A 15,196-nucleotide genomic window follows, 5' to 3' on the forward strand; every position below is an offset into this window, starting at 1 on the left:
TACAGTGGGATTATCTACTGTATTGCTGTCGTTCAGCGCAAAGAATATGAGTTTACTTGCCAAGCAGCTGACCACTTATCTCGCTTTGTTGGCTATCGGCGGTGGTGCAGGAATATATGCCAGTCGCTATTTTAATGCTGACGAAACTCGCGTTAGTAGCGGACAGCAGCAAATATTTCCCCCAACGGTACAACAAATATCTCCAGGGCGCGGGTCGTCCCAAGATAACCTGAACTTTATTGCTGAAGCTGTGGAAAAAGTCGGCCCTGCGGTGGTCAGAATAGATTCGGCTCGTACCGTGTCCCAGCAAGTTCCAGATGCTTTCAGAAACCCCTTTTTCCGGCGCTTTTTTGGCAATGAAATGCCAGTTCCGCCAGAAGACCGAGTTGAGCGGGGTACGGGTTCTGGATTCATTCTCAGCCAAGATGGTCGCTTGATGACAAATGCTCATGTTGTCGCTGGGGCAGATACAGTTAAGGTGACGCTCAAAGATGGCCGGATTTTGAATGGTCGTGTAGTGGGGACAGATCCAGTTACTGATGTGGCTGTGGTCAAAATTGATGCTAATAAGTTGCCGTGGGTACGGCTGGGAGATTCGGAAAATTTGATACCAGGTCAGTGGGCGATCGCTATTGGCAATCCCCTCGGACTAGATAACACTGTAACTGTAGGCATCGTCAGCGCTACAGGTCGTTCCAGTTTACAGGTGGGTGTCCCTGATAAGCGAGTAAGATTTATTCAAACTGATGCGGCAATTAACCCCGGAAACTCCGGCGGCCCGTTATTAAACGCTCGTGGCGAAGTCATTGGCATCAACACAGCAATTCGGGCAAATGCTCAGGGACTCGGTTTTGCTATCCCGATTGAAACTGCTTCGCGAGTCGGTAATCAGCTATTTAGCCAAGGTCGTGCTGAACATCCCTATTTGGGAATTCAAATGGTGACGATTACCCCAGACGTGAAAGAAGAAATTAACAAAAGTCCGGAAGTACAATTTAAACTCACTCAGGACAAAGGCGTTTTAATCGTGCGAGTCGTCAAAAACTCACCAGCAGACCGCGCTGGCTTACGTGAAGGAGATGTTATTAAAAGAATTAGCGGTCAACAAGTCAATAGTGCCGATCAAGTACAGGAACGGGTAGAAGCTAGTTCAGTTGGTGGCAAGCTGGAAGTAGAAATCAATCGCAACGGTCAAAACCAGAATGTCCAAGTCCAACCGGGTGCTTTCCCTGTTGAGTAGTTTTACGCTGACGATTTTCCCTCACTTGGCATCTAACCCAAATTCCGCACCTTCAATTGTCTTATGTGACAACTGGGGGTGCGGAATATAGGTAATAGGGCATTTGTTTGGTTTCGCGGTTGCACGAGGCCCAACCTACTAGGGCTTACTTGTCTACGATATTAAAGGGCTTTGACATTGCCCCTGCTACTTACGACGACAGATAAGTGTACCGACTCAGACTCTGCTCGTAGTTTTGCAGTAAGCGCTGGGATTCTTGTATAGTAATCCGCTTGTCTAGTAGCGCCTGTTCGCATAGACGGCGAATCTGCTCAATCAAATCTTCAGAGTCGTACTGCACGTAACCCAACACTTCCGTCATCGTGTCTCCCTTGACTACGTGTTCAATTTTGTAGGCTTTGGGTGTCAGCTGAATGTGGACAGCGTTGGTGTCGCCAAACAAATTATGCAAATTGCCCATAATTTCCTGGTAAGCGCCATTCAGGAACATTCCCAGGTAGTAGGGTTCTCCCGGCTTTAGGTTGTGCAGCTCTAGAACTGACTTTACATCCCGCAGGTCAATAAAGCGGTCGATTTTGCCGTCGCTGTCGCAGGTGAGGTCTGCCAGAATAGCTCGCCGCGTAGGTTCTTCATCTAACCGATGAATTGGCATGATGGGGAATAACTGGTCAATTGCCCAACAATCCGGCGCAGATTGGAATACAGACAGATTGATGTAGTAGATGCTCGCCATGATTTTTTCCAGGTCTTCCAGTTCATCAGGAACGTATTCCTGCTTTCTGGTAATCGCCAGAATTTTCTCGCAACAAGCCCAGTAAAGCCGTTCGGCTCTGGCTCGTTCGGTCAGGCGTAAAATCCCCAAATTAAAGCGGCTGATGGCTTCTTCTTTGAATTGAGCCGCGTCGTGATACAGTTCTTGAAAGTTTTCCTCGTTGATGGATTGGTAGGTTTCCCAGAGGTAACGAATAATGGCTGATTCGCCTTCTTGTGGGGGTTCGGGTGCGCCGGAGGGGACATCGCTGGTGCCAAGAACATCAAAAATCAACACTGACTGATGGGAAGCGATCGCTCTGCCACTTTCACTAATCAGCGTTGGAACTGGCAAATTGTGTTCCGCGCAAGCTTCCTTCAACTCTGCCACGATATCGTTGGCATAGTTCTGCATATTGTAATTTTTGGAAGCGTAGAAGTTGGTTTGAGAACCATCGTAGTCCACTCCCAAACCACCGCCGACATCGAGATATTTCATGTCAGCTCCCAGATGGGCTAACTCGACGTAAATCTTGCTAGCTTCCTGAATTGCGTCTTTGATCACGTTAATAGCAGAAATTTGGGAACCAATGTGGAAGTGCAACAGCTGCAAACATCCCAGTAGATCGGCATCTCGTAACTCTTGTACCGCCTGGATAATTTCTGGAATCGTGAGTCCAAATTTAGCGCGATCGCCTGTAGAACTTCCCCAGCGTCCCACACCTTGGGTAGAGAGCTTAGCCCGGATACCCAAAATCGGTTTGATTCCTAACTGGCGACTAGCTTCAATACACAGCTGCACTTCTTCAATCTGCTCTAGCACAATCAGCGGCGTTTGTCCCAGTCTTGAAGCCAACATCGCAGTTTCGATGTATTCCCGGTCTTTGTAGCCATTGCAGATCAACAGCGCTCCCGGCGTATCCAACAATGCCAAAGCAATCATCATTTCTGGCTTAGAGCCAGCTTCCAAGCCGAACTGATGCGGCTTGCCAAACCGCACCAAATCCTCAAGCAAGTGTCGCTGCTGGTTACACTTGACAGGGTACACCCCTTTGTAAGCACCGGGATAGTTGTAACGAGCGATCGCTTTAGCAAAGCAAGCATTCAATCGCTCGATCCGGTCTTCCAAAATATCAGAAAAGCGAATCAGCAATGGCAGTCCCAGATTACGCAACTTGAGGGCGTTAACCAGTTCAAATAAGTCTAAAGATCCACCGCGTTCCCCTTTGGGAGAAACCGTGACATGACCCGCTGCATTAATGGAGAAATACGGTTGACCCCAGCCTTCAATCCGGTATAAATTCTCACTATTTTCTATTGCCCAGGATTTAGGCGAGTCTTCGCGGGTCGTCCGCGACAAAGTCATTTGAGGTTGTTTAACAATTGCCGATGCACGGTCATTTGATAACTTGTCCGTGTTGACTTCATCGGTTTGTGAATGTTCTGGAATTGCAGAAGTGACTTGCTCACCCATTTTCTTTCTAACCTCGCTATACCCTGTCGAGTAGCTAGTCTATCGTATCCTGCAAGATTAAACTGCCATTTTGTACCCAGCCTGTATCTGTGGTTGGATGTCTAATAAACTCACCTCTATTGTTAACAAAATCTGCGGGGGATTGGGGGCTGGGGGCTAGGGGCTAGGGACTGGGAACTAGGGATTGGGGACTAGGGACTGGGTAAGATTCTTCGCAATTCCCAATTCTTAATTCCCAATTCCCAAGTCTTAATTCCCAATCCCCAATTCTTAATTCTCAATTCCTAATTCCTAATCCCCAGTCCCCAATCGCCAACCCCCAGTCCCCAGTCCCCAGTCCCCAATCCCTTCTTTTTGCTATCTGCCTCTGCTAATTTATACCTGTTGTTCTAAACTTTGATATAAACTACCCAATGTTAGTCAGTTGTGCCAGTTGAGGGCGTTCAATGCTCAATCAGCCCGATAAGCCTCATAGACAGCGCCTCAGTGTTCATTTTCTGCACCAGATGCTCTACAACTACCCACTTGCCTTCTGGGGTGGCTTGTGGGCATCGGTAGTGGTAATTGGTGCAATAGCAGCGCTGGGTCTGGTCAGTACCGGCCCAATCAAGGAAGAGAAGCCTGTACTTGTTGATCCTGTACCTGCTCAAACAACGGTTCCGGAATCCTCAACGCCTCTACCCAGCTTGAGCCCGACTGAGGACTCCCAGACCGCCCTACCCGGCTTCACGGCGGTTCCAGAACCGGAAGTGGAAGCTCCAAAGAAAGAGAAAGTGCCTTCTTGGTTGTATGCTGCGATCGCGTTCGGCTTTTGTGGCGGTTCTCTTTTGATAGCGCTGAACGTAAATCGTACATCTCGGCGTAAATCGCTCAAACGTCCAAGGGCAGGTACAAAACCCGTCCCTACTTCTAGTGTCGGCAAAAAGCGAATTGCTAAGAGCAAGACCGCAACGCTGGCGCGCCCAATGCAACGCCGTCCCATGTCGCAAAATCAACCATCTGTAGATGGAATTCAAGTAGCGCCCGTCCCAAGGACTGCATCCGCAAGGAGTGAAGTAACAGTGGTGCCTGCGGAGGAGAATCATCCTCTAGATTGGGGCGAGGAAAGTTTGGCAGAAGTTATGGATCTGCGAAAGCGGCAGCCTCTGGCAGCACTGCTAAAAAAGTAAAAAAAGAAGGGACTGGGAACTGGGGACTGGAGAATAGGGACTGGGTAAGATTTCTTCCAATTCCCAATTCCCAATAAAAATTCAAGAGGCAATTTTTAATTTTTAATGGCTTTTTGCCAATCTTGAATTATTTTTTCTGACCAGAGCCAGTTTTTACTAAGCGCCTCTGGTTGAAAGTTAACGGGATCGTCTGTTATCACCTTTTGGCGAAGTTTCTTAGACTCGTCCAAAAGTTTTGTCCGCTTATCATCTGGCTGAGTTTTTGCCAATTCCTTGAGTCCCAGTGCTAAGCCCGCATAGGTAGTCAAGGTGTTTTGATTGGGCTTGTTTTCTCCAGTTAAATATAAAGCATCAAACAAAACCTCATTAGCACGCTTGAAATTGCCTTCAGCGTAGTAGGCGAAACCCAAAGCATTGAGGTAGGCGATAGATTTGGGTTGTTTTTTGACAGCTACCTCCCAAAAACGACGGGCATCATCCAGACTGTAATCCTTGTTGCCAGTTTGAATAGATTGCCACGCCAAACGCCCTCTCAAGAAACTAATGGCGGCGTCATCAATTTGCTGGCGAGAAACAGTATCTAGCGCTCCTTTGGCTTGCTGCAATGCTCCGCGGTTTAGCAATTCTTCTACAGCAGGAACTGCGGCGGCTAAGTTATTTTGACCGAACTGTTCAATTGCGGCAACTGTGACTGTGGAGGTGTTGGCTGTTTTCAAATCAACAGCTTTGAGATTTGAACTGGGTAGCTGAGTAACTGGCAAAGAGCTTATTTGGGATTCTAAAAGTTCTCCTGGTTGGGGCTGGCGACTTTGGAAGAACCAGAATCCTAAAAGCGCGATCGCTACCGCCGATCCTAACGCCCCCAACACCACTGGAACGACCTTAACCCGTTGTCTCCCGCCCTCACCACGTCTCCAGAAGGGCCTTGGTGGCCTTACGGCACCAGAATATCCTAGTAGCGATGTCTCCAACACCGAATTTTTAGTAGGGGCAGGCTGATTGGAGACTGGGGGCTGAGGGCTGGGGATTGGGGGTTGGGACACAGAGGGATGGAAAACTACATTTTCTCCCCCGCTCTGAGTCTCCCCATCTGGCCTTCCCGGCTCAGGATTGAGCTGGCGCAGCAAATCCGCGACTAGGGCGATGTCGTCCTCGTCGCCAGCATCGTCATATAGATCGTCAACCGGATCTGCCCAGTCTGGTTCGTCATACTCATCGTATAAATCATCATTCTTGGGAGGTAGATTTGAATTGTTGTCGGGAGTTAGGGAACCGGATCTAGACACAGGCGGGGCAACAAATGTAGCTTCTTCTTCCCCGGTGAGTGTACCAAGAATTCCCGCCCAAGGAAGGTCTGTACCAACAGCGTCAGTCAACTGGAGGCGTTCGGCTCCCGCATTCATGGCGTGATGGGCTGGTGTCAAATAACCGTCAAATTCCGGGTGCAGATAAAGGATGGGTAAAGCCCAGTAAAGCTGGCGAGAACCATAAGTAGATATTAAATTCTGCCGCGCTCGACTCAAGCTCAGGTCTATGGGATAACCTTGATTCAAATTGCTGTAAAACCGCCGCGCCAGCGTCAAAGCTACCCGATCCGGAATCCGTTCTGCCATCGCTAGGACGCTCTTGATTCCGCGCTTAACCAAAGCGTCTGCCAGGTTTCGCTCTGCTGCGCCATCGCCGGAATTTGACATTGCGGTATGAGCGCCGCGACAAGAGTTAAATACTGCCAGTTGAACGCCGTTATTTACCAGCAACCCAGCTAGGTCATCACCGCTTAAAGTCTCCGTTAAGCCAGTTTTGCGACTAACCAGGTAAAGAGCGCCGCCATCTGCGCCTTGGTCGCTATGCCCTGCGTAGTGAAAAACTTGATACTGACCTTGTTCTAGCTCGTGCGTCAGTTGTTCTGAGCCTGGTTGATCCAAAACAGTGAGCTGAATTTCTGGCAAGCCATTATGAGAGCGTTTACTGAGTTCTGCTTGCAGATGGCTTGCTTCTTGTTTGAGATCCAAACTTTCCTGGTCAGTCGGGGCAGCGATCGCCATTAATATTTTTATTGGTTGATTTGCCTGGGAAGCCCCTGATAAAGCGGCACTTCTCAACCTGGTATTCACTTGATAACGTGAGAAGGCGACATCTGTACCCGTTGCCAATGGGCGATCGCCATCGTGCAGCACTTCCCAAGGGAGGCTGAGTAAGCGGGGGTCTTTGAGTCCCAGGCGCAACCGCAGCACCTCTTGTCGATGTTGCGCGATCGCTTGGGCAATCATCCAACTATCTCGCAGCGTACCTTGAAACAACGCCTCGTAAAGCTGCTGGCCCAACGCCACCAGGTTTAGAGAAGATTGATTTGCCTGTGTGTTGTTCGATGCCGATCGAGAAGTGTCGCCTGGAGACAAAACCATCAACAACGGGTCATTCATCAAGTGCTTGGCATCGGCCAACCACCCCTCCACCTGCCACGTCACTTGCTCCTCGGCCAATGGCACAGCACCGGGTGTACCAACACATTCTGTCCGCACCCAATATTTATTTTCCCCTAAGGGATTTACAGAGATGTGAAATTCCTGAGCCACTGCTACCATGCACTCCTGCTTCAGTTAGAACATCTGTCTGCTCTCTTTTTGGAGGAGGAGTAATTTTTCCCCTCTTTTCCTAGATAGATTTAATTTACTTAAAGTTTCCATAAATTGCAGTTTTTCCTTCTCTGATGGTACATACCTGGTGAAGCGAACGAGAGAAGGATAAAAGACTTTTTTTTCTAAGTGCCTAGAATCGCAATTCTTGGAGGCTCTGCCTCCCCTAAAGATAGACGAGTAATAAGTTTAAGTGAGGCGACCGCCTTACAGTTAACATTCCCTAGAACAAAAAAATTTTCCTGGGATTTCTCCGGATAAGTGGTGTAAGCCAGAGAAAAGTAGATTGGTAGATGCACCCTGATTGACATCCCCTGGCTCACCGGTTTGAGCCGGGGATTTTTTTTTTCAAGGTCAGGATGGCTAACCAGAACACAATTAGCCATCCTGACCTTAACCTTAGTCTGAACTCAGTTGCTCAAAAGAGTTGACTTCCAGAACCGGGCCAATCATGGCGAAAGTCATCACATCTTTTTTGACTTCACCTTTGACTTTTACTTTCAGTCCCGATTTGCGTAACTCTTCCGGCGGTTTCTGGAGTTCGTAGGTTTCGCCATCGTCGGTGACTAATGCCCAGGTTCCAGGGCCGAGTCCTTTGCGTTCGATGGTGCCTGTTACTGAAATGCTCATGCCGTTTGTTTCTCTCCTTGAGAGGCTAGATAGGCGAGTCCGTAACACAGAAGGGCGTTGGTAATCAGGAAGGTGCGAGCGATCGCGCCATCACCCAACCACAATACCGCCGGATCTACTACGGCGCTCACCACTAAACAGGATGCCACACCGACCGCTGAACCGATAGCAAACCACTTCCAGCTGCGGTGTCCCAGTAGTAGTGCTACTAAAATAAAGGGAATTAACACGCTGGCAAAGATCGGATTCAATAAACCGCTTCCTTGAACTGCACTTCCCAACTCAGGAATCGAACTACCCATGACGCGGAAAGGCCACTGGGGAAGATCGAAAATATAGAACCCCCGCAGGAAAAACAAGCCAGAACTCCCAGCAAGTAATCCACTGGCAAGCGACCAACTCCAACCGAAGGGGAAATAATTCCGCAAGAACCAAGCTAGGAGATAGGAACCCAGTACCATCGCCACTTTAGGCAACAGTGCCACAGCACCGCCATCAATCCAGAAGCGAGGATTGAGATAGCCATTGTCCCGCAGCCAGCGGAAGAAATCACGGAAGGTAATTTGTCCGCGCAGGGCAAGTTTTACAGCAGCACCAGCATCCAAATGGCCAGCACCGTAGTAGTTGAGTCCGTCATCCTGAACCGCCCGTGCTGACTCCTTAAGAACTTTCTCAATGTCATCTGGTTCTGTCACGCCAGCGGCTTTGATTAAAGCTGCAACTCCGGCTACGTGGGGAGATGCCATGCTGGTGCCTTGGAAGGCGGCAAAGACGGGGATTAAATTATCATTTTCGTCATAGCCGATGGTTTCTTGCAGAATTCCACCAGATGCTGAATCTCCCTCTCCTTGCATTGCTCCACCGGGGGCGGAGATATCCACACCAGCACCGTAGCTGGAGTAGAAGGCTTTTTCCCCAGATGAATCAATGGCGGAAACACCGATGACGTGGGGATATCGAGCTGGATAGGAGGCAGAGTTCTCGTTAGAGTTGCCTGCTGCGGCGATGATGACGACACCTTTGCTGTGGGCGTAGTTAATCGCTTCTTGCATCATTTGGCTTTCACCGCCACCACCCAGGCTCATGTTAATTACATCAGCACCGTTATCAGCGGCAAATTTAATTGCTTCGGAAATGTCGGCAACTGTTCCGCCGCCACTGGCACTCAAAACCTTGAGGGGCATGAGGCTGGCTTCGTAGGCAACACCTGCAACACCGTAGTTGTTATTAGTAGATTGAGCTACTGTTCCAGCTACGTGGGTGCCGTGTCCGTTGTCGTCGTCTGCTTCTACTTTGTCGCTTACGAAGTCGTAGCCTTTGACAAATTTGGTATCTTTCAAGTCAGGGACTTGGCTGATTCCGGTGTCAATTACGGCAACTGTAATGCCTGCGCCTTTGGTTTCGTCCCAGGCTGGTTCAATGCTGACGTTACGCAGGTTCCACTGCTTGCCGTATAAGGGATCGTTAGCTCCTCTAAAGGCAGGCTGCGCCTCATCCTTACTGGATGAGAATGCCCGGTAATTGGAGTTGCCGGGAGCTTCCGGCAACTTATACATATAATTCGGCTCGATGTATTCTGTCAGTTTGGCTAGGCCGGATTTTCTCAAGGCTTTCAGGGTAGTGCGATCGCCTTTGACGATATACACATTATCCGCCTGGGAGAATTCGCTGTTTAGTTGTGCGCCGAGCGATCGCACCTGCTCCTGCCGCACCTCGGCTGGCACGTCCTCGCGGAAGTCCAGCACAATCGTCTCAAATTCTCCCTGAGCTGCCAATCCCTTGAAGTTAAACAGGGCAAATCCTAGCCCTAATAAAAACAAGCACGCTATCAAAAGCTTTCTCATAACCACCGTCTCGCGATCGCCAGTTTTCTCCCCACGATAACTCATGCCTCTGGCAGATGGTGTATTTATTTTTTTTATTATTTTTTAGTTTTGAGATTTATATAACTCTTATGTTGATGTGCTTTTTCATCGGCTTGTCTCCCTCTCCCCTAGCAAAGCAGCTGTTCTTTAACGCCTCCCTGCACCTTGGCTAATCTCTGGACTGCCATAATCGGCCGGTTCGTAGTTCTGAAATTCTATAATATTGTGCTGTTTTACTAGGGAAAATACCATTTTCATATTAACCATTTGCATCATAATAATTAAAATAACTATACTTATAATTTTTAGGAAACACCCCATCATATCCCCTTGATAGTAGGTAACTTCTGCACTTTCAAATTGTTGAAAGGTAAAAAGCTTTTTGTTAGTTTGAATATTTTTTAAGGAATATGTTCCATAAGTTTTTCTCAGTGGTAATTAAGAAAAAATAACTTTTATAAATTAGCAATTATTTGGCATTGTCAACTATCCAAAGTATGAGAAGCAGTTTGCTAAAATATAAATGCTTGGTAAAGTTACGCTCGGTTTTAATCGACAATTCTCAGTCTGCCAAGCTTCACAGCAACGAACATTTTGTCGATTAGAGTTTTCTCCAGGTCGCTGATGGAATCCTTGGATAGCAGCACTGACATGAGTAGATGCTGATCCATGCGGGAAATTCTACGAAAGGTAAATATCTGATGAATCACTTGTTCAATAGTGAACTGGGTTAGGTCAATTTGAGATTGCATCCTGATTCGTAAAATTCGATATTCTTAATATGAAGCTTTTATAAAGAACATCAAGTGATAGAAACCTGTAGCAAGATGTGACATTTTAGATGTAAATTTTTGATTGAAATCCCAAAGTTTAAGCGATCGCGTTGGCTAAGAGATTGTGACTACCTCTTACTGTCCCAAGTGATCCGGGTCACATTTGACTATAGGGAAACTGGTTATCTTCCTAAATTTTTCAAATAGCCTTAAGCCTAAACCCTTTACGTGGTAAAGGATTTGGATAATTTTATCCTCGTTCCCAGTCAGAAAATGGGAACGCCGATCGGCGGTGAAAAGGAAACAGAGAATCTGAGGCGGCCGCCTTAGTGTAGGCATTCCCAGTCAGAAACTCCTAACGAGAGACAACCCAAAAGTTTTGGATCTGGGCTTGCTTTACTTCCAACCTCTGCTAGGCTGCAAGATATTAGGATAATTTGAGGGCAAAAGTCCGACGATGGAACGAGGTCTCTTGTGGTTGCCCCTCTTGGCAGCATTTATCTGGCTGGCTTGGCAAGGGTGGAACGAGTATCAAAAAGTTGAAGCATATCGCCGCTGGGCAGGGCAGTTTGAGCGGTCTAAGTATGATATCTATGCAGTGCTGGCTCAAAATGACAGTAATTTGACTTGGGGAAAACCCACGCGCAAAGGCCCGGTGGAGGTGCAGACATTTTCCCTGAATGATGTGCAAGCTATCCGGTTGCTGGTGGATGACAAGCAAGTTGACTTTGATTCACCGCCTAGTAAAGGTCGCGTTGCTTCGCTGGAATTTGTATTTCCACTTGCTGCTGTGAAAGTTCCTTTTACAGAAATCCCTCTGGCAGTGCAATGGGGAAAGTTTCTTCAGCAGGAATTAGAAAATATGGCAGAGGGTAATGGGTAGCGATTTTGTCCCGTAGCTGTAGATATTAGACAATACCGTTTGGGATTAGCGACTGGAAAATGGGGACTGGGAAAGACTCTTCCCAATTCCCCATTTCTCTAGCTTGGTTGCAAGCCGTGATTGTGAATGATAGTGCAGATCCTGCGAGTTTATGACTGCGGCTCCGGAGGAGTTTGGAAGCCGCAGTCACAGCAGCATGGGCAGATCAAGCGCTCCAGAACTACTCGAACGTTTCGAGTTAGATGTATTGTTGAGCGTGCAATGTCTGAAGATAACGGCTACGCTTTAATCCGGAAAATTGACAGATGATGCCAGAGATGAAGATCTAAACAAGCTTTCCTAGCAGGGTTCTAAATGCACGGTTGCCAGCCTATCGAACCTGCCAATTTAGTTGCATTAGTTGCGAAACTTGCTGGACGTAATACAAAGGAGAGTTTCGATTTTTGAGTGACAAATTACTGGTTTGTAACTCCTGACTCTTGACGTGTTTTTGGGTGCTAAAATACAATTGCTTTATCAGGGTCTGAAGAAGCTTCCTGCATACGCGGACATACAGCTGTAAACACTGGAATTGCTAATTGGCAACCTTGCCATCCAGCTTGAACTGAGACACCAAGAGTCTTACAACAGCCGCCTCTTCTTCCTATTGGATCGTAAAATTGACAGTACCGACAGGCTGAAACTGGAGAGTTTAAGGTGTTCATAAATGCGTTTCCGTAAAAAAAAAATCACAAGTGCGATTGGTCTGTCTTTAATTAGTATGCAAGTAATTTTTTACAAGTAGCTATAAGTTGTACAGTTTCAACTTAAAACATTGCATTTCATCACAAAAAGTGATTAAGTTAGGTAACTCAATAGTGGTAGTTCACTGTAACGAAAGTTAAGCGATCGCAACATTCTTCTCGTTTCCGGGATCAGCCTGGAAACGCTTTTCAAGGGACGATCGCCTCCCATAAAGCAATACAGTTCTCTTAAGAATATTTGTAGGAACGAAAGCCAAGACCCATAAGCACTTGTTGGTTGAGGTTATTGCGGCCCAACCTATAAAGGCTAAACGTCTAAACCCGGCAATTTTATTGGGTGAGGTTGCAAGGACTCAACCTACAACTGAAGCCCCATCCCTATTAAGGGTGGGGTTAGGGAGAGGTATAAATGAGCTATTTTTAAGTCAGAGTCTCCTATTAGGCATTCTCCAGGCTGAAGCTGGGGAACGCGGCACAAAAATGACCGCGAGTTGCCTTTTTTATAGAGAATTAAGTTTTTCAATCGCCGCAATCGGCAATAATAAAGTATCTTCAATATGCGATCGCACGGCAGGTGTCACTTCACAATCGCTATTTAAGCAATCTACAAGCAACTTATTGGCATCGTAGTATTGCCTCAACAAGTGCTTCTGCTGATTGCTGAACTGCCAATCGTAACTGGCATTATTATGTTCCACGATCGCGGCTGATAATAGCTCAGTCCAAGTTTGTCCCTGCGCTTGCCACCATGTCTTAAATCTTTGTAAACCTTTATCTGGATTAGGTAATTCAGCTTTGAGTTGTTGCAGGCTGCGCCGTAACTCGCGAGCGCGATCGCTATCCAAAGCCAGAGCAAAATCTATCGCACAATCTAGAACGCGATTAATCGCCCGATCCAGCGCATCAGTATTATTCAAACCAGAAGCATCACGATTCAGAAAAAAGTCTAAGGCATAAGCAAAGTCATCATCCATCCCAACGTCACCGTCAATAGCTTGAGCAAGACAAAGGTAAAGTGGTAACGGAAAGAAAGGAACAGTAGGAAAAGAAAAGCTAACAGGGCCAATGCTCAGGGTAGAAGCCAGAGAATGGTCAAAGGCGCACGCAAGGGAAAAGTAAAATGCTCGAATAGCCGCAGGTTGCTGGATATATTCGACTGAAAGAGTTTTCTTATTGATACCTCTGAGTAATTCCTGTACCTTTTCATCAGAAGCTGCGATCGCATCAATTTTTTGCTTCATCAATTGCAGCAAATCGTCAGCATTCCGTAACATTCCCGTTGCCAGCAAAAACACTTCCCGCCAACGTTTTTCGCCAACATGATTAACCAAATGTTCCAAAGCTTGTGGATTAGAGCTAGCAACAAATTGTCTCGCAGTCAAATACTCTTGAAAAGTCAAATGAGAAAACGAGTAAATTTGCCGCGCCCTTTCTACCAATAAACCATATTGAGACTCAATAGATTTGAGCACTGCTTCACTATCCAGGCGCAACGTCTCCGGATCGGACTGGGAATCGGGTAAAGTTCTCAAATAGTCTGCGATCAGTTGCTGGATTTTACTTTGTTCAAAAAAGTAATAACCTTGCTCAAAAGTGATTGCTGCAACCTGAGTCAGCAGCTTAATCTTGTGTGGCAAAGACAAATTTCGATAAACTTCATTCCGTTTAATGCCTTTAGCTTCATCTCGTTTAACAAGGAGAATATCCAATCCTTGCTCGTATAGATTGGAGCGTTTCGAGGGAAATTCCCCTTTCATCGCAAAAACTAAACAAGTCAAATTTAGTAAAATTGGTGTGACTGCTAGTTCTCGAATTTGTTTATTTTCTGGTCGCTTCAGCTTTTCCAGAAACCGATTTGCCGTAGCTAAACCTTCTGGGGGTGAACTTCTACCAACTTCTACAAACCACTTTTTTGAAAACGACTCAATCTGCTCTGGATTCAAGTCTGCAATTTCAACTTCTGTGAATCCCGGCAATCGAGGAAACTGGGCAGCAATTCGACAAGAGATAATTAGCTGATTCTTGTAATACTTTTGGGAAAATCTGCGAATTTGTTTCAGAACTTCTTCGCTATTTTGGTGTTGAACTTCATCCAAACCATCTAGCAAAATTAAAGCTTTACCTTGCAAAAGCAAAGTTTCCACAAGAGCCTCCGAAACTCCGCAGCTACCAAGTTCTTGACTAATGTAGTTTACTAAACTGAAACTGCCTTCATCGCTGGCATCCTCAGCAAAATTTTTCAGCCTAATAAAAATTGGTATTCGGTATCCTTGAAACTCGCCTTTGTTACACTGAATAGCCACATATTTCAGAAATGTGGTTTTACCAGAACCCGGTTTACCCAGCACCATCAGCTTAGGATAACTTTCTACTGCCTCAAGCCCTAAAACTCTTGCTTGACGCACCCGACTCAAGCCAAAACGATCGAACTCGTCTGCATCTGGATTAAAGCCTTGCACCAAGTCCGAAATCTCCAACCAACGTTGACTGGTGATCTCCTCTAGAATATTGACATCGATATAAATATTGTCTACGCCAACCCGTCGCGCAATATCCAACAGGCGCAGCGTACCGCACTGTTCTTGAATTTTGTCTCGGTAGAGCGATCGCACCTGCTCCACCAAAGTATCAATCTCCCAGCCATTGTTGCGAACATTCTCTATTTGCTCAGCTCCTTCACCTTTGATTGGATTGGCAATCTCTTCCCAATTGAGATCCAGCTGAAAGCAAAGTTCGATAAAGATCCGACGCTCCACAGGTTTGCCTGCCAAAAATCTCCCCACTGGCTGGCGAGTTCTTAACCCAACCTCAACAGCTAAATCTTCTTGCGTCCAGCCCTTGCGGGCAAAGGCTTGCCTTACGTGTTTGAGAGCTTGTGAAGAAACTTGAATAGAGCGTTTAGCCATAAATCAGAGGTCAACCCCTGTATTTTTTATATATTTTTTAGGCTACCATACTTTATTTTTTTAAATATACTGCGATTAATCTTAAGCTTCACTACGATGTTAGAGCAATCTTTGTAAATAATTAATA

At 46.6% G+C, this 15,196-nt stretch carries 11 protein-coding genes; 4 read left to right on the forward strand and 7 right to left on the reverse strand.

The genetic code is table 11. The annotated features are described in order from the left end of the window. Window positions 1-46 precede the first annotated feature (46 nt). The gene (locus H6F63_RS17125) at window positions 47-1,240 is read left to right on the forward strand and encodes an HhoA/HhoB/HtrA family serine endopeptidase (RefSeq protein WP_190638758.1); all 1,194 of its coding nucleotides are present in this window, start codon (window positions 47-49) and stop codon (window positions 1,238-1,240) included. Between the two features lie 190 nt (window positions 1,241-1,430). Here the strand turns inward: H6F63_RS17125 and speA are convergent, their stop codons facing one another. Further along, window positions 1,431-3,464 carry a biosynthetic arginine decarboxylase gene (speA, locus tag H6F63_RS17130; protein ID WP_190638759.1) on the reverse strand — a complete coding sequence of 678 codons (2,034 nt, stop codon included), beginning with the start codon at window positions 3,462-3,464 and terminating at the stop codon, window positions 1,431-1,433. A gap of 446 nt (window positions 3,465-3,910) precedes the next feature. Between speA and H6F63_RS17135 the strand changes: the two genes are divergently transcribed. Next, window positions 3,911-4,633: a hypothetical protein gene (locus H6F63_RS17135; RefSeq protein ID WP_190638760.1), complete on the forward strand. Its 723-nt coding sequence runs from the start codon at window positions 3,911-3,913 to the stop codon at window positions 4,631-4,633. Between the two features lie 95 nt (window positions 4,634-4,728). Here H6F63_RS17135 and H6F63_RS17140 read toward each other — a convergent pair whose 3' ends face one another. From H6F63_RS17140 to H6F63_RS17155, 4 genes are all read right to left on the reverse strand, one after another. Further along, window positions 4,729-7,218: a CHAT domain-containing protein gene (locus H6F63_RS17140; protein ID WP_199298099.1), complete on the reverse strand. Its 2,490-nt coding sequence runs from the start codon at window positions 7,216-7,218 to the stop codon at window positions 4,729-4,731. A gap of 450 nt (window positions 7,219-7,668) precedes the next feature. Continuing rightward, on the reverse strand, window positions 7,669-7,899 hold the full coding sequence (locus H6F63_RS17145) for a DUF5818 domain-containing protein (RefSeq protein WP_190421498.1): 231 nt from the start codon (window positions 7,897-7,899) through the stop codon (window positions 7,669-7,671). After that, entirely contained in the window at window positions 7,896-9,743 is a 1,848-nt protein-coding gene (locus H6F63_RS17150) for a S8 family peptidase (RefSeq protein WP_190638794.1), read from the reverse strand. Before H6F63_RS17150 ends, H6F63_RS17145 begins: the two co-directional genes overlap by 4 nt. A 569-nt stretch (window positions 9,744-10,312) precedes the next feature. Further along, window positions 10,313-10,516, reverse strand: coding sequence for a hypothetical protein (locus H6F63_RS17155; RefSeq protein WP_190421500.1), 204 nt, complete (start codon window positions 10,514-10,516; stop codon window positions 10,313-10,315). A 478-nt stretch (window positions 10,517-10,994) separates the two neighbouring features. Between H6F63_RS17155 and H6F63_RS17160 the strand changes: the two genes are divergently transcribed. After that, window positions 10,995-11,420, forward strand: coding sequence for a hypothetical protein (locus H6F63_RS17160; protein WP_190417092.1), 426 nt, complete (start codon window positions 10,995-10,997; stop codon window positions 11,418-11,420). Window positions 11,421-11,571: 151 nt separating this feature from the next. Beyond that, a complete protein-coding gene (locus H6F63_RS17165; protein ID WP_190638761.1) occupies window positions 11,572-11,709 on the forward strand; it encodes a hypothetical protein in 138 nt (45 codons plus the stop codon). A gap of 208 nt (window positions 11,710-11,917) precedes the next feature. On the opposite strand, the gene H6F63_RS17170 is transcribed toward H6F63_RS17165, so the two are convergent. After that, the gene (locus H6F63_RS17170) at window positions 11,918-12,124 is read right to left on the reverse strand and encodes a hypothetical protein (protein ID WP_190417087.1); all 207 of its coding nucleotides are present in this window, start codon (window positions 12,122-12,124) and stop codon (window positions 11,918-11,920) included. A gap of 539 nt (window positions 12,125-12,663) precedes the next feature. Beyond that, window positions 12,664-15,069, reverse strand: a complete 2,406-nt coding sequence (locus tag H6F63_RS17175; RefSeq protein WP_190638762.1) for an NACHT domain-containing NTPase — start codon at window positions 15,067-15,069, stop codon at window positions 12,664-12,666. Between the last annotated feature and the right edge of the window lie 127 nt (window positions 15,070-15,196).

Origin of the sequence: Trichocoleus sp. FACHB-40, from assembly GCF_014695915.1 — a bacterium.
GTDB lineage: Bacteria > Cyanobacteriota > Cyanobacteriia > Cyanobacteriales > FACHB-T130 > Funiculus > Funiculus sociatus.